Here is a 21,454-nt window from a genome sequence, read left to right on the forward strand (position 1 = left end):
CGGGAGCGCACCTTGAGGACGAAAGTGTCAACTGTGAGCGAGACAACGCACGACAGTGCGGTCGCCATGAGTGCCCCGCCATCCCCCGACGACGGACTCCCCGCCGCCGAGCTGGCAAGGAAATACGGCCTCGCGGTGAGCGGTGCCCGGCCCCCGCTGGGCGAGTACACCCGGCAGCTGTGGGCGCGGCGGCACTTCATCCTCGCGTTCTCCCGGGCGAAGCTGACCGCGCAGTACAGCAAGGCGAAGCTGGGCCAGGTCTGGCAGGTGGCCACCCCGCTGCTGAACGCGACGGTGTACTTCCTCATCTTCGGTCTGCTGATGCAGCAGAGCAAGGGGATGGGGATCAGGACCTATATCCCCTTCCTGGTGACGGGCATCTTCGTCTTCACCTTCACCCAGAGCTCGGCGATGGCGGGCGTGCGCGCCATCTCGGGCAACCTGGGGCTGGTGCGCGCCCTCCACTTCCCGCGGGCGGCCCTGCCGATCTCCTTCGCGCTCCAGCAGCTCCAGCAGCTGCTGTACTCGATGGTGGTGCTCTTCCTCTTCCTGCTGGGCTTCGGCCACACCCCGGCGCTGTCGTGGCTGCTGATCGTCCCGGTGCTGGTGCTGCAGTTCTGCTTCAACACCGGCCTCGCGCTGATCCTGGCCCGCGCGGGCAGCAAGACCCCGGACCTCGCCCAGCTGCTGCCGTTCGTCACCCGGACCTGGATGTACGCGTCCGGCGTGATGTACAGCCTGGTGGACGCGCTGGAGAAGGCGAAGGCGCCGGGGTGGGTGGTGGACGTGCTGAGCGCCAACCCGGCCGCCGTCTACATCGACCTGATGCGCTGGTCGCTGATCGAGAACCACAGCAGGATCCACCTGCCGCCGCACGTCTGGTCCCTGGCCCTCGGCTGGGCGCTGGTCTTCGGCATCGGAGGCTTCGTGTACTTCTGGAAGGCTGAGGAGCAGTACGGCCGTGGCTGAACAGAACCCCACCGGGGCCCCCGCCGCCCCTTCCGGTCCCCGCGTCCCCACCGTGATCGCGGACGACGTCCACATCGTCTACCGCGTCTACGGCGGCAACACCGGGCGCGGCAGCGCGACCGCCGCCCTCAACCGGCTGGTCCGCCGGAAGCCGGGCGCCGGCGTCCGGGAGGTGCACGCCGTCAAGGGCGTCAGCTTCACCGCCTACCGCGGTGAGGCGATCGGCCTGATCGGGTCCAACGGCTCCGGCAAGTCGACCCTGCTCAAGGCCATCGCCGGGCTGCTGCCCGCCGAGCGCGGCAAGGTCTACACCGACGGCCAGCCGTCGCTGCTGGGCGTCAACGCGGCCATGATGAACGACCTCACGGGCGAGAAGAACGTGATGCTCGGCGGTCTGGCGATGGGCATGTCCCGGGAGCAGATCCGCGAGCGCTACCAGGGCATCGTCGACTTCTCCGGCATCAACGAGAAGGGCGACTTCATCACGCTGCCGATGCGGACGTACTCCTCCGGCATGGCGGCCCGGCTGCGGTTCTCCATCGCCGCGGCCAAGGACCACGACGTCCTGATGATCGACGAGGCGCTGGCGACCGGTGACCGGTCCTTCCAGAAGCGCTCCGAGGCCCGTATCCGCGAGCTCCGCAAGGAGGCCGGCACGGTCTTCCTCGTCAGCCATAACAACCGGTCGATCCGGGACACCTGCGACCGGGTGCTCTGGCTCGAACACGGGCAGCTGCTCATGGACGGACCGACCGAGGAAGTGGTCCGGGCCTATGAGAAGGAGACGGCCCGCTAGCCCCGCCGGCCCGCGGTTTCCGGCCAGGCGCACCGGCCCCCGCCGTCCCCCGACGGGCGGGGGCTTGACCTATCCGTAACGATCAACTCGCTTATTGTCAGGGTTGATTCGCCCCTCGCGTGGCATTGTATGGATCAAGCACCTACCCGGGCGCCTGCCGCACATCTGTACGGCGTACGCTGTACAGTGCTGATTTGTGGAGAAGCGGGGCGATACCGGGGTATCTCCCCCGGGCGAAGGGTGATCCGGAGGGAGATCCGGGAGGTGGCCAGGGGGAACAGGGGGACGCCTGCCCTGCGGCGTGTCCGAAATAGGATGTTCTGGGTCAGCAGTGTAGAACGGGAGATGTGACGGCAATGGCTACGGGAACTCTCCAGCTCCGCGGCGCTCCCGCCGTCCTCGGCCCGACGACGCGCCCGGGCAGCACCCGGTGACGGCGGGGACGGACGCGCACGAGCGCGCCGTGCTCGACAAGGCCGCGCACGAGAACTTCCCCGTGGCGCCGTTCTTCCTGCCGCGATCCTGGCGGGGCGACCTCATGGCGGTCTACGGCTACGCCCGCCTCGTCGACGACATCGGTGACGGCGACCTGGCCCCCGGCGGCCGCGACGCCGAGCTGCTGGGCCTCGACCGGGAGCAGGCGGACGACCGCCCGGCCATGCTCGACGCCTTCGAGGCCGACCTCCTGCGCGTCTTCGACACCACCGGCACGGGCCCGCGCCACCCCCTGCTGCTCCGGCTGCGCCCGACCGTCCGCCGCTGCGGCCTGACCCCCGAGCCCTTCCTCGGCCTGATCGAGGCCAACCGCCAGGACCAGCGCGTCACCCGCTATGCCACCTACGCGGACCTGCTCGCCTACTGCGAGCTGTCCGCCAACCCCGTCGGCCGCCTGGTCCTGGGCATCACCGGCACCGCCAGCCCCGAGCGGATCCGCCGCTCGGACGCGGTCTGCACCGGCCTGCAGATCGTCGAACACCTGCAGGACGTCGCCGAGGACCTCGGGCGCGACCGCGTCTACCTCCCGGCCGAGGACATGCGGCGCTTCCATGTCGCCGAGGCCGATCTGGCCCGTCCCACCAGCGGCGCGTCGTTGCGCGCCCTGGTGGCGTACGAGGCGGAACGCGCCGGGGAACTGCTGAATGAAGGCACCCCCCTGGTGGGTAGCGTCCACGGCAGGTTGAAGCTGTTGCTCGCGGGGTTCGTGGGCGGGGGGAGGGCCGCGCTCCGCGCGGTCGCCGCCGCGGGACACGACGTACTGCCCGGACCGCCCAAGCCCACCAAGCTCAGCCTGCTGCGCGAGGTGGGAGCGACACTGCGAAGAGAGGGGTGAGCGGGACCGTGAACGGATCGCCAGACGCGTCCGCGCCGGTACTCGCCGCGTACAGCTACTGCGAGGCGGTCACCGGCCACCAGGCAGGCAACTTCAGCTACGGCATCCGACTGCTGCCGACCGCCAAGCGGCGCGCCATGTCGGCGCTGTACGCCTTCTCCCGGCGCGTCGACGACATCGGGGACGGCCTGCTGGACGTGGCGGTCAAGCAGCGGCGGCTGGAGGAGACCCGTGCCCTGCTCGCCCGGATCCGGGCGGGCGGGATCGAGGAGGACGACACCGACCCGGTGGCCGTCGCGCTCAGCCATGCCGCGCGCCGCTTCCCGATTCCGCTCGGCGGGCTCGACGAACTGATCGACGGCGTTCAGATGGATGTGCGTGGCGAGTCCTACGAGACATGGGACGACCTCGCCGTCTACTGCCGCTGTGTCGCGGGTGCCATCGGACGGCTCTCGCTCGGGGTGTTCGGCACCGTGCCCGGCGCGCGCGACGCCGCGCGCGCCGGCGAGTACGCCGATACCCTGGGTCTCGCCCTCCAGCTCACCAACATCCTGCGCGACGTCCGGGAGGACGCGGCCAACGGCCGCACCTACCTCCCCGCCGACGACCTCGCCAAGTTCGGCTGCGCCGCGGGCTTCCACTCCGCGAAGCCGCCGACCGGGGCCGACTTCACGGGCCTGGTCCACTTCGAAGTCCGGCGCGCCCGCGCGCTGTTCGCGGAGGGCACCAAGCTCCTCCCCATGCTCGACCGGCGCAGCGGTGCCTGTGTCGCCGCCATGTCCGGCATCTACCGCAGGCTGCTGGACCGTATCGCCGAGGACCCCGAGGCCGTGCTGCGCGGCCGCGTCTCGCTTCCCGGCCGTGAGAAGGCGTACGTCGCCGTGCGCGGTCTGTCCGGTCTCGACGCCCGTGGCGTCGGCCGACGGACCGCCGGGGGGCGCGCTTGATGCCCCGGACGCCCAGTTCCCGGACCGGCAAGCGGTGTGCAACCCTCCGCCGATGGCATACGTCACTGACAGCAGCCGAGGGGGTGGGCGCATGACCACACCACGCACGACGACCCGTACCGGGCGGGAGCGCGCGGACGGCGCGGCCCCTTCCACCGGAGCCACCGCGGTGGTCGTCGGCGGTGGGCTGGCCGGCATCACGGCCGCGCTCGAGCTCGCCGACGCCGGACTCCGCGTCACCCTGCTCGAAGGCCGTCCCCGGCTCGGCGGGCTCGCCTTCTCCTTCCGCCGCGGCGACCTCACCATCGATAACGGCCAGCACGTCTACCTGCGCTGCTGCACCGCCTACCGCTGGTTCCTCGACCGCGTCGACGCCACCGCGTTCGCCCCGCTGCAACCCCGGCTCGACGTGCCCGTGCTCGACGTCGGCCACCCCTCCGGCAGGCCGCGGCTGGGCCGGCTGCGGCGCACCGCCCTGCCCGTCCCGCTGCACCTGGCCGCGAGCCTGGCCACCTACCCGCACCTCTCGCTGGCCGAGCGCGCCCAGGTGGGGCGCGCCGCGCTCGCCCTGCGCGCCCTCGACCTCGACGACCCCGCGCTGGACGAAGAGGACTTCGCGAGCTGGCTGAGCCGGCACGGCCAGTCCCCGCGCGCCGTCGAGGCCCTCTGGGACCTCGTCGGCGTCGCCACCCTCAACGCCACCGCCGACCGGTCCTCGCTGGGCCTGGCCGCCATGGTCTTCAAGACCGGCCTGCTCTCCGAGCCCGGCGCCGCCGACATCGGCTGGGCCCATGTGCCCCTCGGCGAGCTGCACGACACCCGGGCCCGCGCCGCCCTCGACAAGGCGGGCGTCCGCACCGAGCTGCGCACCCGCGTCACCGCCCTCACCCGGTCCGACGACGGCCGCTGGCACGTCGACACCGAGGCGGGACCCGGCGGCACCGAGCGGCTCGACGCCGACGCGGTGGTCCTCGCGGTGCCCCAGCGCGAGACCCACGCCCTGCTCCCCGAGGGTGCGCTCGACGACCCCGACCGGCTGCTCGGCATCGACACCGCGCCGATCCTCAACCTCCATGTCGTATACGACCGCAAAGTCCTGCGACAGCCGTTCTTCGCGGCGCTGGGCTCCCCGGTGCAGTGGGTCTTCGACCGCACCGACTCCTCCGGCCTCGCCGCGCGGGGCACCGGCGGCCAGTACCTCGCCGTCTCCCAGTCCGCCGCGCACGACGACATCGACCGGCCCGTCGCCGAGCTGCGCGCCCGCTACCTCCCCGAGCTGGAGCGGCTGCTGCCCGCGGCCCGCGGCGCGGGCGTGCGGGACTTCTTCGTGACCCGGGAGCGTACAGCGACGTTCGCCCCCACCCCGGGGGTCGGCCGGCTGCGGCCCGCCGCCCCCACCGCCACGCCCGGCCTCTTCCTGGCCGGCGCGTGGACCGCCACCGGCTGGCCCGCGACGATGGAGGGCGCGGTGCGCAGCGGCGTCGACGCCGCCGCCGCGGCACTCTCCGAGCTCGGCCGACCGCACCACCACCCCTTGCGGGAGCCGGCATGACCGAGGCGAGCCATCAAGCGTCGCGTTCCCGCAACGGGGCGCGTACGAGCACGACCACCAGAGGAGAGACCGTGACATCGGCGATCCCAGCTGTCGACACCGCAGGCGTCAACGCCCTGCTGGAGCGCGGACGGACGCTTGCCACGCCGGTGCTGCGTGCCGCCGTGAACCGGCTCGCGCCGCCCATGGACACCGTCGCCGCCTACCACTTCGGCTGGATCGACGCCGAGGGCAGGCCCGCGCACGGCGACGGCGGCAAGGCCGTCCGGCCCGCCCTCGCCCTGCTCTCGGCCGAGGCCGCGGGCGCGGCCCCGGAGATCGGCATCCCCGGCGCCGTCGCCGTCGAGCTCGTGCACAACTTCTCGCTGCTCCACGACGACCTGATGGACGGCGACGAGCAGCGCCGCCACCGCGACACGGTGTGGAAGGTGTACGGGCCCGAGCAGGCCATCCTCGTCGGCGACGCGCTGTTCGCGCTCGCGAACGAGATCCTGCTGGAGCTGGGCACGGTCGAGGCCGGCCGCGCCACCCGGCGGCTGACCACCGCCACCCGGAAGCTGATCGACGGTCAGGCCCAGGACATCTCCTACGAGCATCGCGAGCGGGTCACCGTCGAGGAGTGCCTGGAGATGGAGGGCAACAAGACGGGCGCCCTGCTCGCCTGCGCCGTCTCCATCGGCGCCGTCCTCGGCGGCGCCGACGACCGCACCGCCGACACCCTGGAGGCGTACGGCTACCACCTGGGCCTCGCCTTCCAGGCCGTCGACGACCTGCTGGGCATCTGGGGGGACCCGGAGGCCACGGGCAAGCAGACCTGGAGCGACCTGCGCCAGCGCAAGAAGTCGCTGCCGGTCGTCGCCGCCCTCGCGGCCGGCGGCCCCGCCTCCGAGCGGCTCGCCGAGATCCTCGCCGCGGACGCCAAGCTCAGCGAATCCCAGTCCGCCGACTTCGACGAGGAAGAATTCGCCAGCCGCGCGGCGTTGATCGAGGAAGCGGGCGGCCGGGAGTGGACCTCCCAGGAGGCCCGCCGCCAGCACGCCACCGCAATCGAGGCCCTCGACGGAGTCGACATGCCGGCCCAGGTACGAGCCCAGCTCACGGCGCTCGCCGACTTCGTCGTCGTACGAAAGAGATGATTCCCATTCACCCGATCTGAGTAGATCGCAGTCGCCGGCCGACGCCCTGACGGGAGCGTCGGCCGACGGAGCCCCCAGCACGGCAGAGAAGAAAGATCACTGCAAAAAGGGGAAACCATGACAGCGACGACCGACGGAAGCACCGGAGCCCCGACGCTCCGCGCAGCCGCGGCCAAGGACAGCACCACCGTTACGCCCCCGCTCGAACACGGCGGGCCGGCGGCGGCCCCTACGGCCGCCGAGCGGGCCACCGCCCGGGCGGTCGACCACCTCCTCTCCCGGCAGGACGCCGAGGGATGGTGGAAGGGCGACCTCCAGACCAACGTCACCATGGACGCCGAGGACCTGCTCCTCCGCCAGTTCCTCGGGATCCAGGACGAGCGGACCACCCGCGCCGCCGCCCTCTTCATCCGCTCCGAACAGCGGCCCGACGGCACCTGGGCCACCTTCCTCGGCGGACCGCCCGAACTCTCGGCCACCATCGAGGCGTATGTCGCGCTGAGGCTCGCCGGGGACGCCCCCGACGCCCCGCACATGGCCACGGCGTCCGCCTGGATCCGCGCGCACGGCGGCATCGCCGCCGCCCGGGTCTTCACCCGCATCTGGCTCGCCCTCTTCGGCTGGTGGAAGTGGGACGACCTGCCGGAGCTGCCGCCCGAGATCATGTACGTGCCGAAGTGGATCCCGCTCAACATCTACGACTTCGGCTGCTGGGCGCGGCAGACCATCGTGCCGCTCACCGTGGTCTCGGCCAAGCGCCCCGTGCGCCCCGCGCCCTTCGCGCTGGACGAGCTGCACACCGACCCGCGCCGGCCCAACCCGCCCCGCCCCCTGGCCCCCGCCGCCAGCTGGGACGGCGTCTTCCAGCGCCTGGACAAGGCGCTCCACCGCTACCGCAGGTTCCCCGTCCGGCCGCTGCGCCGCGCCGCGCTCAACGCCGCCGCCCGCTGGATCATCGAGCGCCAGGAGAACGACGGCTGCTGGGGCGGCATCCAGCCGCCCGCCGTCTACTCCGTCATCGCCCTGCACCTCCTCGGCTACGACCTCGACCACCCCGTGCTGCGCGCGGGCCTCGCATCGCTGGACCGTTTCGCCATCTGGCGCGAGGACGGCTCGCGGATGATCGAGGCGTGCCAGTCCCCGGTGTGGGACACCTGCCTCGCCGCGATCGCGCTCGCCGACGCGGGCGTGGCCGCCGACCACCCGGCGCTCGTCAAGGCCGCCGACTGGATGCTCGACGAGCAGATCCTCCGGCCCGGCGACTGGACGGTGCGCAGGCCGGAACTGCCCCCGGGCGGCTGGGCCTTCGAGTTCCACAACGACAACTACCCCGACATCGACGACACCGCCGAGGTGGTCCTCGCCCTCAAGCGCGTCGCCCACCCCGACCCCGCCCGGCTGGACGCGGCGGTGGAGCGCGCCGTCCGCTGGAACCTCGGCATGCAGTCGAGGAACGGCGCCTGGGGCGCCTTCGACGCCGACAACACCAGCCCCTTCCCCAACCGGCTGCCGTTCTGCGACTTCGGCGAGGTCATCGACCCGCCGTCCGCCGACGTCACCGCGCACGTGGTGGAGATGCTGGCCGTCCTCGGCAGGCAGCACGACCCGCGCACCCGGCGCGGCATCGAGTGGCTGCTCGCCGAGCAGGAGGAGAACGGCGGCTGGTTCGGCCGCTGGGGCGTCAACTACGTCTACGGCACCGGGTCCGTGGTCCCCGCTCTGGTCACCGCCGGGCTCCCGGCCTCGCACCCGGCGATCCGCCGGGCCGTGCGCTGGCTGGAGAGCGTGCAGAACGACGACGGCGGCTGGGGCGAGGACCTGCGCTCGTACCGCGACCCGGAGTGGATCGGCCGCGGTGCCTCCACCCCTTCCCAGACGGCCTGGGCCCTGATGGCCCTGCTGGCCGCGGGGGAGCGGGACGGCAAGGCCGTCGAGCGCGGGGTGGCCCGGCTGGTGGAGACCCAGGAGGAGGACGGCTCCTGGGACGAACCGCACTTCACCGGCACCGGCTTCCCCTGGGACTTCTCCATCAACTACCACCTGTACCGCCAGGTCTTCCCCCTCACGGCCCTCGGCCGCTACGTCCACGGGGAGCCCTTCGCCGCCGACCGCCAGGAGGCGTGATGCCCCACGGCACGGGAACCCCCGGCCCCGCACCGCTGCTCGTCGCCTGCGCGCTGGGCATCGAGCGCCTCGCCCTGCGCGGCGGCGGCTCCGGCGGTACGGCCGGGCCCGTGACCGTACTGCGCACGGGCATGGGCCCGGCCGCCGCGGCGGCGGCCGTCACCCGCGCGCTCACGGACGACACCATGCGGTACGCCTCGGTGATCGCCACCGGCTTCTGCGCCGGGCTGGCACCGGGGATGCACCCCGGCGACCTGGTCGTCGCCGATGAGACCCGCGACGCCGAGGGCCGCACGGAGTGCGCCGGCGCGGAGCTCCTCGCCAAGGAACTCGCACGGGTCGCGCCCCGGCGCGTCATCCACACCGGCCCCCTGGTCGGCTCGGATCACGTCGTGCGCGGCGCCGAGCGCTCCGACCTGCACGCGGCGGGGGCGCTCGCCGTCGACATGGAGTCCGCCGCCACGCTCCGAAGCGCCGTCCGCGCCGGACCGCGCCCGGTTGCGGCCGTCCGGGTGGTCGTGGACGCTCCAGAACATGAACTCGTACGAATCGGGACGTTGCGGGGTGGAATATCAGCCTTCCGGGTGCTCCGCACCGTCCTTCCGGCCTTTGTCGAATGGCACCGATCTTTACTGCTCCCCAGGAGGTGAGCCAGATGGCCATGCCACTCCGCCAGTCCATCCGGGTGGGAACCTACCTTTTCGAACAGAAGCTGCGGCGGCGGGAGAAGTTCCCGCTGATCGTCGAACTCGAGCCGCTGTTCGCGTGCAATCTCAAGTGCGAGGGCTGTGGCAAGATCCAGCACCCGGCGGGCGTGCTCAAGCAGCGCATGCCCGTCGCCCAGGCCGTCGGCGCCGTGCTGGAGTCCGGTGCGCCGATGGTCTCCATCGCCGGTGGCGAACCCCTGATGCACCCGCAGATCCATGAGATCGTGCGGCAGCTGGTGGCCAAGCGAAAGTATGTCTTCCTGTGCACCAACGCCCTGTTGATGCGCAAGAAGATGGAGAATTTCACTCCCTCGCCCTATTTCGCGTTCGCGGTGCACATCGACGGGCTGCGCGAGCGGCACGACGAATCCGTTGCGAAGGAAGGCGTCTTCGACGAGGCGGTGGAGGCGATCAAGGAGGCCAAGCGGCGCGGCTTCCGGGTCACCACCAATTCCACCTTCTTCAACACCGACACCCCGCAGACCATCATCGAGGTGCTCGACTTCCTCAATGACGACCTCCAGGTCGACGAGATGATGATCTCGCCCGCCTATGCCTACGAGAAGGCCCCGGACCAGGAGCACTTCCTGGGCGTCGAGCAGACCCGGGAGCTCTTCAAGAAGGCGTTCTCGGGCGGCAACCGCAGCCGCTGGCGGCTCAACCACAGCCCGCTCTTCCTCGACTTCCTGGAAGGCAAGGCCGACTTCCCCTGCACCGCCTGGGCCATCCCGAACTACTCCCTCTTCGGCTGGCAGCGCCCCTGCTATCTGATGAGCGACGGCTATGTGCCGACGTACCGGGAGCTGATCGAGGACACCGACTGGGAGAAGTACGGGCGGGGCAAGGACCCGCGCTGCGCCAACTGCATGGCGCACTGCGGCTACGAACCCACGGCCGTCCTCGCCACCATGGGATCGCTGAAGGAATCGCTGCGCGCCGCGCGCGAGACCATCGCGGGAAACCGGGGCTGACCGGCATGGGTTCCGTGGAGCCTGTGCCACTCGGACTGCCCGGCCTGCCGGTCCGGCCGCTGGCGAAGCGCCGCCCCTCGCGGCGCATCCAGGTCGGATCGGTCCCGGTCGGCGGGGACGCACCGGTGTCGGTGCAGTCCATGACCACCACGGTGACGGCGGACATCGGCGCGACGCTCCAGCAGATCGCGGAGCTCACCGCCGCCGGCTGCCAGATCGTCCGGGTCGCCTGCCCCTCGCAGGACGACGCCGAGGCGCTGCCGGTCATCGCGAAGAAGTCGCAGATCCCGGTGATCGCCGACATCCACTTCCAGCCGAAGTACGTCTTCGCCGCCATCGACGCCGGCTGCGCCGCGGTCCGGGTCAACCCGGGCAACATCCGGCAGTTCGACGACAAGGTGCGCGAGATCGCCAAGGCGGCCTCCGACGCGGGCACCCCGATCCGGATCGGCGTCAACGCGGGCTCGCTGGACCGCCGGCTGCTGGAGAAGTACGGCAAGGCGACGCCGGAGGCGCTGGTGGAGTCGGCGCTGTGGGAGGCGTCGCTGTTCGAGGAGCACGGTTTCCGTGACATCAAGATCTCGGTCAAGCACAACGACCCGGTCGTGATGGTCAACGCCTACCGCCAGCTGGCCGCGCAGTGCGACTACCCGCTGCACCTCGGTGTGACGGAGGCGGGCCCGGCTTTCCAGGGCACGATCAAGTCGGCGGTGGCGTTCGGCGCGCTGCTCTCCGAGGGCATCGGCGACACCATCCGGGTCTCCCTGTCGGCGCCGCCGGCCGAGGAGATCAAGGTCGGCATGCAGATCCTGGAGTCCCTGGGCCTGCGCCAGCGCCGTCTGGAGATCGTCTCGTGTCCGTCGTGCGGCCGTGCTCAGGTCGATGTCTACAAGCTCGCGGACCAGGTCTCGGCCGGTCTGGAGGGCATGGAGGTGCCGCTGCGCGTCGCGGTGATGGGCTGTGTCGTGAACGGTCCCGGTGAGGCCCGTGAGGCCGATCTGGGTGTCGCGTCCGGCAATGGCAAGGGGCAGATCTTCGTCAAGGGCGAGGTCATCAAGACCGTCCCCGAGTCCAAGATCGTGGAGACCCTCATCGAGGAGGCGATGAGGATCGCCGAGACCATGGAGGCCACGGACGCCGGTACGGGCGGGCCGGACGTCACCGTGGGCTGACCGACGGGACCACACCCGCCGAGACCAGGCGCCGACCGGACCGACCGGTCGGGCGCAGGCACACCCAGTCAGATCAGACAGTCCCCGGAAGGCGCGGCCGTCAGGGCTGCCCGGCCGGGGCCGAGAGACGAGGAGGGGGCCCCGACGTGTCGTTGTTGGAGAACATCCGCGGTCCGCGCGACGTGAAGGCACTGGACACCGAGGACCTGACCGAACTTGCCGAGGAGATCCGCCACTTCCTGGTGCACGCGGTGGCCAGGACCGGCGGCCACCTCGGACCCAACCTGGGCGTGGTGGAGCTGACCATCGCGCTGCACCGCGCCTTCGACTCGCCCGCCGACCGCGTGCTGTGGGACACCGGCCATCAGTCCTACGTGCACAAGCTGCTCACCGGCCGTCAGGACTTCTCCAAGCTCCGCGGCAAGGGCGGCCTGTCCGGCTATCCCTCGCGCGAGGAGTCCGAGCACGACGTCATCGAGAACAGCCACGCCTCCACGGTCCTGGGCTGGGCCGACGGCCTCGCCAAGGCCAACCAGGTGCTCGGCCGCTGGAACCGCCACGTCGTCGCCGTCATCGGTGACGGCGCGCTCACCGGAGGCATGGCCTGGGAGGCGCTGAACAACATAGCCGCGGCCAAGGACCGGCCCCTGATCATCGTCGTCAACGACAACGAGCGCTCCTACGCCCCCACCATCGGCGGCCTCGCCGACCACCTCGCCACCCTGCGCACCACCGACGGCTACGAACGCTTCCTGTCCTGGGGCAAGGACGCCGTCCAGAGCGTTCCCGTGCTCGGCAAGCCGCTCTACGAATCGCTGCACGGCGCGAAGAAGGGCTTCAAGGACGCCTTCGCGCCCCAGGGCATGTTCGAGGACCTCGGCCTGAAGTACCTCGGACCGATCGACGGGCACGACATCGAGGCCGTCGAGTCGGCGCTCCGCAAGGCCAAGCGCTTCCACGGCCCGGTCCTCGTCCACTGCCGCACCGAGAAGGGCCGCGGCTACCAGCCGGCCCTGGAGGACGAGGCCGACCGCTTCCACACCGTGGGCGTGATGAACCCCCTCACCTGCGAGCCGCTCGCCCCCGCCGCCGGCCGGTCCTGGACCTCGGTGTTCGGCGACGAGATGCTGCGGATCGGCGCCGAGCGGCCGGACGTGGTGGCCATCACCGCGGCGATGCTCCACCCCGTGGGCCTGACCAAGTTCGCCGCCGCCTACCCCGACCGGGTCTGGGACGTCGGGATCGCCGAGCAGCACGCGGCGACCTCGGCGGCCGGTCTGGCGACGGGCGGTCTGCACCCGGTCTTCGCGGTGTACGCGACCTTCCTCAACCGTGCCTTCGACCAGGTCCTGATGGACGTCGCCCTGCACAAGTGCGGTGTGACCTTCGTGCTGGACCGGGCGGGTGTCACCGGCACCGACGGCGCCTCGCACAACGGCATGTGGGACATGTCGATCCTCCAGGTCGTCCCCGGCCTGCGGATCGCCGCCCCGCGCGACGCCGACCAGCTCCGGGCCCAGCTCCGCGAGGCCATGGACGTCGACGACGCCCCGACCGTCATCCGCTTCCCCAAGGAGACCGTCGGCGAGCCCCACCCGGCCACCGCCGAGGTCGGCGGCATGGACGTCATCGGCGGCCCCGGCCCCGAGGCGGAGCCCGCCGAGGTGCTGCTCGTCGCCGTCGGCACGATGGCCCCCGTCTGCCTGGCCGCCGCCGAGTTGCTCACCGCCCGCGGCACCTCCTGCACCGTCCTCGACCCCCGCTGGGTCAAACCCGTCGACGAGGCCCTGCCCGCGTTCGCCGCACGGCACCGCGTCGTCGCCGTCGTCGAGGACAACAGCCGGACCGGCGGCGTCGGCTCCGCCGTGGCGCAGGCCCTGCGCGACGCCGAGGTCGACGTGCCCGTGCGCACCTTCGGCATCCCCGAGCAGTTCCTCGCGCACGCCAAGCGCGGCGAGGTGCTCGCGGACCTGGGGCTCACCCCGGCCGAGATCGCCGGCCGGATCAGTGCCGCCCTGGCCCGTAAGGAGGTGACGGCGGCGGCGCCGGCCGCGGCCGGCAGGACCAGCAAGGCCCGTAAGGAGAACGACGCATGACACCCGACGGCACCGACGCCGCGAAGGGGTTCGACCTCGCCCGGCTCCTCGCGGAGCGCGGCGGCGAGCGCTACGAACTGCACACCCGCCACCTCAACCACCAGCTGCCCCGCATGCTGCGCACCATCGGCTTCGACAAGGTCTACGAGCGGGCCGAGGGCGCGTACTTCTGGGACGCGGAGGGGCAGGACTACCTCGATATGCTCGCCGGCTTCGGGGTGATGGGCGTCGGTCGCCACCACCCCGTCGTCCGCAAGGCGCTGCACGACGTCCTGGACGCCTCGCTCGCCGACCTCACCCGCTTCGATTGCCAGCCGCTGCCCGGCCTCCTCGCCGAGAGGCTGCTGTCGTACACCCCGCACCTGGACCGGGTCTTCTTCGGCAACAGCGGCACCGAGGCGGTCGAGACCGCCCTGAAGTTCGCCCGCTACGCCACCGGCCGGCCCAGGGTCCTCTACTGCGACCACGCCTTCCACGGGCTGACCACCGGCTCCCTCTCCGTCAACGGCGAGACCGGCTTCCGCGACGGCTTCGCCCCGCTGCTGCCGGACACGGCGGTCCCGCTCGGCGACCTCGACGCCCTGGAGAGGGAGCTGCGCCGGGGCGACGTCGCCGCCTTCGTCGTCGAGCCCATCCAGGGCAAGGGTGTCCACGAGCCGCCGCCGGGCTTCCTGCGCGCGGCCCAGGACCTGCTGCGCCGCCACAAGGCGCTGCTGATCGCCGATGAGGTGCAGACCGGCGTCGGCCGCACCGGCGACTTCTACGCCTACCAGCACGAGGAGGGCGTCGAGCCGGACCTGGTGTGCGTGGCCAAGGCGCTCTCGGGCGGCTATGTCCCCGTCGGCGCGACCCTCGGCAAGGACTGGATCTTCAAGAAGGTCTATTCCTCCATGGACCGGGTGCTGGTCCACTCGGCGAGCTTCGGCTCCAACGCCCAGGCCATGGCGGCCGGCCTCGCCGTGCTCTCGGTCATGGAGGACGAGGAGCTCGTGGCCAACGCCCGGCACACCGGGGAGCTGCTGCGGAGCCGGCTGGCCGCGCTGGTCGGGAAATACGAGCTGCTGCACGACGTCCGGGGCCGCGGCCTGATGATCGGCATCGAGTTCGGCAGGCCCCGCTCGCTGGGGCTGCGCAGCCGCTGGGCCATGCTCCAGGCCGCGCGCAAGGGCCTCTTCGCGCAGATGGTCGTGGTGCCGCTGCTCCAGAAGCACCGGATCCTCACCCAGGTCTCCGGCGACCATCTGGAGGTGATCAAGCTGATCCCGCCGCTGACCATCGGTGAGCGCGAGGTGGACCGCTTCGTGACCGCCTTCACGGCCGTGATGGACGACGCGCACGGTGGCGGCGGGCTGATGTGGGACTTCGGCCGGACGCTGGTGAAGCAGTCCTTGCAAGCGGGCAGGGGCTGACAGCTTCGATTCGGCCGCACCCTGATCAGCAGGCGGTGGCCAACCGCTGAGCGGCCGGGCGGCGAGTCCGTCCGGCCACCGGAGCCCGGTGGGCTCAGTCCGTCAGCAGCCGGTCGCGCAGCCGCTCCCGGTCCGCGCCGTCGAAGCCGAGCCCCTTGGTGAGGTACCGCTCCGTCGTGCCCCAGATCTCATCGATCGTGGCGAACGCCACCGCGAGGTACTCCGCACGGGCCTCGAACATCGGTGAGAGCAGCTCGGCGACCTCCAGCTCCGCCGCCCCGGCGCCCTCGGCGAGGTGCATCCGGTGGCGGCGGTGCGGGGCGTTCGACTTGAGGTAGTCGGCCTCGACGGTCTCGCGCGTGGCCCCGAGCGCCAGCAGGGTGACGGCGATCGACAGCCCGGCCCGGTCCTTGCCCGCCGCACAGTGCATCAGCGCGGGCACCGCGTCCTCGGCGAGGGTGTGCAGCACCCGGCCCTGCTCGGCGGTGCGGGTGGTGATGATCTCGCGGTACGTCTCCGTCATCCGGTCCACGCCCCGGGTCCCGGAGAGCGCGTCCCGCAGCCGGGTGAGGTCGCGGGCGCGGACCATCCGCCAGAACTCGGCGCCGTCGGCCGGGTCGTTGAGCGGGATGTTCACCTGACGTACCCCGGTGAGCTCGACGTCCACGCCGTCGAGCTCGATGTCGGCGGCGTTGCGGAAGTCGAAGACCGTGTGCAGCCCCAGCGAGCCGAGGAAGCGGGTGTCCGACTCGGTCGCGTGGGCGAGGTGGCCGCTGCGGAAGAGGACGCCGGGCCGTACGCGCCGTCCGTCGGCGGCCGGCAAGCCGCCCAGATCACGGAAGTTGCGCACCCCCGTGAGCTCGGGTTCGGTGGACGGGACATGTGGCGTCTGCGTCACGGGCGCTCCCCAGGTCTCGGCTGTCGACGCTGCTCGTCGACCAGGCGGCTGAACGACTCTACGCCACCGGTTGTACGCGGAATCGAGGCCCCGCGACAGCGGTGTTGACGTATTCCGCTTGGGGTGACTTTGTTGGGGTGGGATACATCACGGCACGTCAACCCCTGGTTACGGTGGCGTAGGTCACTCCCCAAGAGGAAAGATGTGCTGACGTGGCAGACGATTCGAATTCATTCAGCAAGAGCGCGATCGGGTCGTACGCAGCCGTCGGGGACAGCTTCACCGAAGGCGTCGGCGACCCAGGTCCGGACGACACCTTCATCGGCTGGGCCGACCGACTGGCCGTACTCCTCTCCGATCAGCAGGACGAGCACACCTTCCGGTACGCCAACCTCGCCGTCCGCGGCCGGCTCCTCGACCAGATCGTCGAGGAGCAGGTGCCCCGGGCCAAGGAGCTCGGGCCGGACCTCGTGACCTTCTGTGCCGGCGGCAACGACATCCTGCGCCCCGGCAGCGACCCCGACGACGTGGCCGAGCGCTACGAGGCGGCCGTCGTCGACCTGGCCTCCTCCGTCGGCACGGTGCTGCTGTGCACCGGCTTCGACACCCGCGGCGTCCCGGTGCTGCGCCATCTGCGCGGCAAGATCGCGACGTACACGGCCCATGTCCGCGCCATCGCCGACCGGCACGACTGCCCGGTGCTCGACCTGTGGTCGCTGCGCTCGGTGCAGGACCGGCGGGCCTGGAGCGACGACCGGCTGCACCTCTCGCCCGACGGGCACACCCGCGTCGCGCTGCGCGCCGCCCAGGTGCTCGGTCTCCAGGTGCCGGCCGACCCGGACCAGGCGTGGCCGGACGAGGGGCTGCGGTCGCCCGCCGAGGTGCGCCGGGACAACATCCACTGGGCGCGGGAGCACCTGGTGCCGTGGATCGGCCGCCGGCTGCGCGGCGAGTCCTCGGGTGATCACGTGGAGCCCAAGCGGCCGGATCTCCTGCCGCTGTAGTCCACGTACGAAAGGGGGGAAACGCACCGGGCTCCGGCCCGGGTGTCAGAGGGGGAGCCGCCCGTGCGGCAGATCGGCCCAGACGACACGGCCGCGGCCGTCGTCGTCGGGCCGGACCCCCCATGCCTTCGACAGGGCGCCCACCAGCAGCAGTCCGCGCCCGCTCTCCTCGTCCGCCCCGCTGCACCGCGCCCGGGGCTCCGTCGAGGTGTGCCCCTGATCGGCCACCTCTATCCGCAGATGCGCGCCGCTCAGGCGCAGTTGACAGCTGACCTTGTCGCTGTCCGTGTGCCGCACCGCGTTGGTGAAGAGTTCCGACACCACCAATTGGGCGTCGTCGCACGCCACTTCGTCGATGCCCCACTCCCGCAGCCGCGCGAGAACTCGTCTGCGCGCCTCCGCCACCGAGGTGTTGAGAGCCGGGAAGTGGAAGGCGTCCTGGAGACGCGCGGCTATGGAACTGCCGTAGCGTCCGAGCGAAGGTGCGTCATGGGAGGGGACCACTCCGCAACTATGTGCGATGTGAGTCATGTGTGGCAAGGTTCAATCTGTAAATTGCAGAATCGTCAGAGCAGTCTGTCCGCTCCAGGGGGTGCGTGGCAGACTGCTTTGCACGGGGGGCATATGACAAAAGTTGGAGGGGATGAACAGTGGCGGACGCGCGGCCGACAGGCGCCCCGACCGTCCTGAGGGTAGTCCTGGGCAAACGGCTCCAGGACCTCAGGGAACGGGCCGGTCTCTCCTTCGAACAGGCGGGCCGCGCCCTCGACGTCACTCACGCCACGGTCCGCAGGATGGAGAAGGCCGAGGTCGGCCTGAAGCTCCCCTACGTGGAGAAGCTCCTGCGCGTCTACGGCGTGACCGACGCGGAGGAGCTCGACGGCTTCCTCACCCTCGCCCGGGAGGCCAACCGGCCGGGCTGGTGGCACCGCTTCCGGGACGTCCTGCCCGAGTGGTTCAGCGCCTTCGTCTCCCTCGAGGGCGAGGCCAACCTGATCCGCGCCTACGAGCCGCACTACGTCCCCGGACTGCTGCAGACGGAGGCGTACGCCCGCGCCGTCCTCCGGGCCGGGATGCCGCACGCCTCGGACGCCGACATCGACCGCGCGGTCACCGTCCGCCGGCAGCGCCAGACGTTGCTCACCAGGGACGGCGCACCGCTGCTGTGGGTGGTGATGGACGAGACCGTGCTGCGCCGGCCCATCGGCGGGCCCGGTGTCATGAGGGAGCAGATCGCGCACCTCGCGGCCGCCACCGCCATGCCGAACGTACGGCTCCAGATCATGCCGTTCGCCGCCGGGCCGCACCCGGCGATGTACGGACCGTTCCATATCTTCCGTTTCCCGCTCCCGGAGCTGCCGGACATCGCGTACGCCGAAAACCTCGTCGGAGCCTCGTACTTCGACCAGCGTGACGATGTCTCGGCCTTTCTGGAGGCGCTGGACCGGATGTGCGCGCAGGCCGCGCCGGCACACACCACCGAGGTCTTCCTGGGTGGCATTCGTAAGGAGATCTGATCCATGGATCGCATATACAACGGCATGCCCGCCACCGACCTCGGCACCGAGGGGTGGAGCAAGCCGTGGAGCGGCGGCAACGGCGGAAGCTGCGTCGAGGCCATGCGGCTGCGGGACGGCCGGGTCGCGCTCCGGCAGTCCACCGATCCGGACGGCCCCGCGCTGATCTACACGTACCACGAAATCGAAAGCTTCATCAGAGGAGCGAAGGCCGGCGAGGCCGACTTCCTTCTCGCGGGAACGAGTGTGAGCTGCGAATGAAAGGGCACGGCGTGAGCGAGCAGGGCTTCGCGGCCGAGGAGATCGACACCAGCAGGCCGCACCCGGCCCGGATGTACGACTACTACCTCGGCGGCTGGGACAACTACGAGGTCGACCGGCAGGCCGCCGAGCACGTCATCCAGGTGCACCCGCAGGTGCGGCTGTCCGCCCGCGCCAACCGCGCCTTCATGACGCGCGCCGTGCGGGACGTGGTGCGGGACGGCGTCCGCCAGATCATCGACATCGGCACGGGCATACCCACCTCCCCGAACACCCACGAGGTGGCCCGGGAGACCGGCTCCGACGTCCGCGTCGCCTATGTGGACAACGACCCGATCGTCGCCACCCACGCGGGCGCCAAGCTGACGAACGCGGGCCGCGCCGCGTTCGTCCTCGGCGACGTGCGCGACCCCGGCGCGATCCTGGCCCATCCCGTGATCCGTGAGCTGATCGACTTCAGCGAGCCCGTGGCCGTGCTGCTCGTCGCCGTCCTGCACTTCGTCAAGGACGAGGAGGACCCCGCGGGAATCGTCGCGACCCTCGCCGACGCCCTCCCCGCGGGCAGCCGCCTGATCCTCTCCCACGCGACGGCCGAGCCGTACGAGGGCTACGCGGACGGCTACACCGACGTCAAGGCCCGCGACAGCGTCCTGGGCGCGTACAAGAACGCGACGGCGGCGCTGAACCTCCGGGGACGGGCGGAGGTGGAGCCGCTGTTCGGGGACTTCGCGCTGGAGGAGCCGGGGTTGGTGCGGGTGCCGTTGTGGCGGCCGGACGGGGCGGTGCCGGGTCCTGAGGAGCTCAGCAACACGATCTTTTATGGCGGGGTGGGGCGGAAGGGGTAGTGGGGGCGGGTGCCGCTGCGCGGGGCTTTGTCCCCTACCCGCCCCTTCCCGAACCGGGGCTCCGCCCCGGACCCGGTGTCCTCAAGCGCCGGACGGGCTGAATTTCAGCCCGTCCGGCGCTTGAGGACAATTCGGGAAGGGGCGGGTAGGGGAAAAGGCACCGCACCCCCGCCCGGCCTCAGGCCCCACCCCCCAGCGGAACGTCACACGTCTCCTTGAACCCCTGACTCGTCAGCCCCAACGCCGCATTCACCCGAGACCGAGAATTCTCCACCCCCACCACCGCCGTCAGCTCCACCACCCCCGCATCCCCCAGAACCCCCCGCAACCGCTCCGCCAGCTCGTCCGACACCACCGGCGGCGTCACCGTCATCGCCTCCGCGTACTCCATGACGTCCCGCTCCAGCGGTGTGTAGACGTCGCTGGAGCGCCACCGCGGCACCTCGCGCAGCTTCTCGGCCGGGACCCCGTGCCGCTGGTGCTCCCAGTAGCCGAAGTCCATGCACCACGAGCAGCCGACGGACGCCGCCGAGGCCATCACGGCCAGGGCCTTCAGGCCCGGGTCGAGTTCCTTCCAACGGGCGACCGACATCTCCAGGCGGGACGAGGCGATCAGCACCCGGCGGTTGTGGGCGAAGGCCGTCACCGGGTCGAGGGTCCTTCCGTAGACACGCCGGCAGTACCACTTCACCGCGCGGATCAGCGGGGTGGTGCGGGCCGGTTCGAGCGGGATGCGGGCCATGGCCGGTGCCTCCGTCGTGCTTCTCGGGTGATCGGGCGGCGCTCGCGCGCCGCCGCCGTTACGACGCGGCGGCCCCACCGATCCGTGACATCCCGGCGGGGGCCGGCGGTGAGACCGTGGTCACAGACCGGAACCGGCCCCGCTCCGGCCGATCTACGCTGGCCGCATGGACGAGCTCTTCCCCCGGCCTCCCGCGGAGGTCGCCCCGGGAGCCGTGCACGTGCCCGGCTGGCTGGACCTCGCCGCCCAGGCCCGGCTGCTCGACGCCTGCCGGACGTGGGCGATGCCGCCCGCCGGGCTGCGGACCGTGCGGATGCCCAGCGGCGGGAGCATGTCGGTCCGGACGGTCGGCCTGGGCTGGCACTGGTTCCCCTACGGCTACTCCCGCACCGTGGCCGACGGCGACGGCGCGCCGGTCAAGCCCTTTCCGGCCTGGCTGGACCGACTGGCCCAGGACGCGGTGCGGGCGGCCCGGGAGGCGGCCGCGGACGCGGCGCCGTTCGGCCCGGCGCCGGCCGCCCCGTACGACACGGCCGCGATCAACTTCTACGGGCCCGGGGCGCGGATGGGCATGCACCAGGACCGTGACGAGCGCTCCGACGCGCCCATCGTCTCCCTCAGCCTCGGCGACGGCTGTGTCTTCCGGTTCGGCACCACGCGCGGCCGGGAGCGCCCGTGGACCGACGTCGAGCTGCGCAGCGGCGACCTCTTCGTCTTCGGCGGCCCGGCCCGGCTCGCCTACCACGGCGTCCCCCGTACCCACCCGGACACCGCGCCGCCCGGCCTGGGGCTCACCGGCCGGCTGAACATCACCCTCCGGGTGAGCGGACTCGACTGACCCCGAATACGGCCGAAAACAAGCCACGTGCACGTGAAAATTCACGTGCATAAGGCCCTCGGACCCTGCACAGTGGGATCTCAGGTGGTGAACACCGGTCGTCGACCGGGCCCGATCACGGGGGTGGGCCCGGACGGCGC

General features: G+C 71.6%; 20 protein-coding genes. 17 read left to right on the forward strand and 3 right to left on the reverse strand.

Annotated elements, in window-relative coordinates; all coding sequences use genetic code 11:
- Positions 1-33 precede the first annotated feature (33 nt).
- The 12 genes from AF335_RS05475 (at position 34) to AF335_RS05530 (ending at position 15,209) form a co-directional block, all read left to right on the forward strand.
- The gene (locus AF335_RS05475) at positions 34-969 is read left to right on the forward strand and encodes an ABC transporter permease (RefSeq protein WP_102917150.1); all 936 of its coding nucleotides are present in this window, start codon (positions 34-36) and stop codon (positions 967-969) included.
- On the forward strand, positions 962-1,765 hold the full coding sequence (locus AF335_RS05480) for an ABC transporter ATP-binding protein (RefSeq protein WP_184743644.1): 804 nt from the start codon (positions 962-964) through the stop codon (positions 1,763-1,765). The genes AF335_RS05475 and AF335_RS05480 overlap by 8 nt, the downstream gene beginning before the upstream one ends.
- Before the next feature lie 463 nt (positions 1,766-2,228).
- Positions 2,229-3,095, forward strand: coding sequence for a squalene synthase HpnC (gene hpnC / locus AF335_RS05485; protein ID WP_102917848.1), 867 nt, complete (start codon positions 2,229-2,231; stop codon positions 3,093-3,095).
- Positions 3,092-4,042, forward strand: a complete 951-nt coding sequence (gene hpnD, locus AF335_RS05490; protein WP_102917152.1) for a presqualene diphosphate synthase HpnD — start codon at positions 3,092-3,094, stop codon at positions 4,040-4,042. The genes hpnC and hpnD overlap by 4 nt, the downstream gene beginning before the upstream one ends.
- A 91-nt stretch (positions 4,043-4,133) precedes the next feature.
- On the forward strand, positions 4,134-5,594 hold the full coding sequence (hpnE, locus tag AF335_RS05495) for a hydroxysqualene dehydroxylase HpnE (protein WP_102917153.1): 1,461 nt from the start codon (positions 4,134-4,136) through the stop codon (positions 5,592-5,594).
- 71 nt (positions 5,595-5,665) lie between these two features.
- Positions 5,666-6,730, forward strand: a complete 1,065-nt coding sequence (locus tag AF335_RS05500) for a polyprenyl synthetase family protein (protein ID WP_184743647.1) — start codon at positions 5,666-5,668, stop codon at positions 6,728-6,730.
- Positions 6,731-6,847: 117 nt separating this feature from the next.
- Positions 6,848-8,854 (forward strand): squalene--hopene cyclase, encoded by a 2,007-nt coding sequence (gene shc / locus AF335_RS05505; RefSeq protein ID WP_102917155.1) that lies wholly within the window; start codon positions 6,848-6,850, stop codon positions 8,852-8,854.
- On the forward strand, positions 8,854-9,504 hold the full coding sequence (locus AF335_RS05510; RefSeq protein WP_102917156.1) for a phosphorylase family protein: 651 nt from the start codon (positions 8,854-8,856) through the stop codon (positions 9,502-9,504). The genes shc and AF335_RS05510 overlap by 1 nt, the downstream gene beginning before the upstream one ends.
- A 5-nt stretch (positions 9,505-9,509) precedes the next feature.
- Complete coding sequence (hpnH, locus tag AF335_RS05515; protein WP_102917157.1) at positions 9,510-10,532, forward strand: adenosyl-hopene transferase HpnH; 1,023 nt, start codon at positions 9,510-9,512, stop codon at positions 10,530-10,532.
- A gap of 14 nt (positions 10,533-10,546) precedes the next feature.
- The gene (gene ispG / locus AF335_RS05520; RefSeq protein ID WP_102917849.1) at positions 10,547-11,704 is read left to right on the forward strand and encodes a flavodoxin-dependent (E)-4-hydroxy-3-methylbut-2-enyl-diphosphate synthase; all 1,158 of its coding nucleotides are present in this window, start codon (positions 10,547-10,549) and stop codon (positions 11,702-11,704) included.
- Positions 11,705-11,850: 146 nt separating this feature from the next.
- A complete protein-coding gene (gene dxs / locus AF335_RS05525; protein WP_102917158.1) occupies positions 11,851-13,800 on the forward strand; it encodes a 1-deoxy-D-xylulose-5-phosphate synthase in 1,950 nt (649 codons plus the stop codon).
- Entirely contained in the window at positions 13,797-15,209 is a 1,413-nt protein-coding gene (locus AF335_RS05530; RefSeq protein ID WP_102917159.1) for an aspartate aminotransferase family protein, read from the forward strand. The genes dxs and AF335_RS05530 overlap by 4 nt, the downstream gene beginning before the upstream one ends.
- Positions 15,210-15,303: 94 nt before the next feature.
- Here the strand turns inward: AF335_RS05530 and AF335_RS05535 are convergent, their stop codons facing one another.
- Positions 15,304-16,107: a tyrosine-protein phosphatase gene (locus AF335_RS05535; RefSeq protein ID WP_102917160.1), complete on the reverse strand. Its 804-nt coding sequence runs from the start codon at positions 16,105-16,107 to the stop codon at positions 15,304-15,306.
- A 212-nt stretch (positions 16,108-16,319) separates the two neighbouring features.
- On the opposite strand from AF335_RS05535, the gene AF335_RS05540 reads away from it, so the two are divergent.
- Complete coding sequence (locus AF335_RS05540) at positions 16,320-17,111, forward strand: SGNH/GDSL hydrolase family protein (RefSeq protein ID WP_087925311.1); 792 nt, start codon at positions 16,320-16,322, stop codon at positions 17,109-17,111.
- Between the two features lie 45 nt (positions 17,112-17,156).
- Here AF335_RS05540 and AF335_RS05545 read toward each other — a convergent pair whose 3' ends face one another.
- Positions 17,157-17,615 (reverse strand): ATP-binding protein, encoded by a 459-nt coding sequence (locus AF335_RS05545; RefSeq protein ID WP_234365914.1) that lies wholly within the window; start codon positions 17,613-17,615, stop codon positions 17,157-17,159.
- A gap of 146 nt (positions 17,616-17,761) precedes the next feature.
- Here AF335_RS05545 and AF335_RS05550 point away from each other — a divergent pair, with 146 nt between their 5' ends.
- The 3 genes from AF335_RS05550 to AF335_RS05560 are packed head-to-tail and all read left to right on the forward strand — an operon-like array spanning position 17,762 to position 19,734.
- On the forward strand, positions 17,762-18,628 hold the full coding sequence (locus AF335_RS05550) for a helix-turn-helix domain-containing protein (RefSeq protein WP_102917161.1): 867 nt from the start codon (positions 17,762-17,764) through the stop codon (positions 18,626-18,628).
- 3 nt (positions 18,629-18,631) lie between these two features.
- Positions 18,632-18,889, forward strand: a complete 258-nt coding sequence (locus tag AF335_RS05555) for a DUF397 domain-containing protein (protein WP_102917162.1) — start codon at positions 18,632-18,634, stop codon at positions 18,887-18,889.
- Entirely contained in the window at positions 18,886-19,734 is an 849-nt protein-coding gene (locus AF335_RS05560; protein WP_102917163.1) for an SAM-dependent methyltransferase, read from the forward strand. The genes AF335_RS05555 and AF335_RS05560 overlap by 4 nt, the downstream gene beginning before the upstream one ends.
- 178 nt (positions 19,735-19,912) lie before the next feature.
- Here the strand turns inward: AF335_RS05560 and AF335_RS05565 are convergent, their stop codons facing one another.
- Positions 19,913-20,476 carry a carboxymuconolactone decarboxylase family protein gene (locus AF335_RS05565; RefSeq protein ID WP_102917164.1) on the reverse strand — a complete coding sequence of 188 codons (564 nt, stop codon included), beginning with the start codon at positions 20,474-20,476 and terminating at the stop codon, positions 19,913-19,915.
- 166 nt (positions 20,477-20,642) lie between these two features.
- On the opposite strand from AF335_RS05565, the gene AF335_RS05570 reads away from it, so the two are divergent.
- On the forward strand, positions 20,643-21,314 hold the full coding sequence (locus AF335_RS05570) for an alpha-ketoglutarate-dependent dioxygenase AlkB family protein (RefSeq protein ID WP_102917165.1): 672 nt from the start codon (positions 20,643-20,645) through the stop codon (positions 21,312-21,314).
- Positions 21,315-21,454: the final 140 nt, after the last annotated feature.

It is taken from the genome of Streptomyces eurocidicus (assembly GCF_002891295.1).
GTDB classification, from domain to species: Bacteria; Actinomycetota; Actinomycetes; order Streptomycetales; family Streptomycetaceae; genus Streptomyces; species Streptomyces eurocidicus.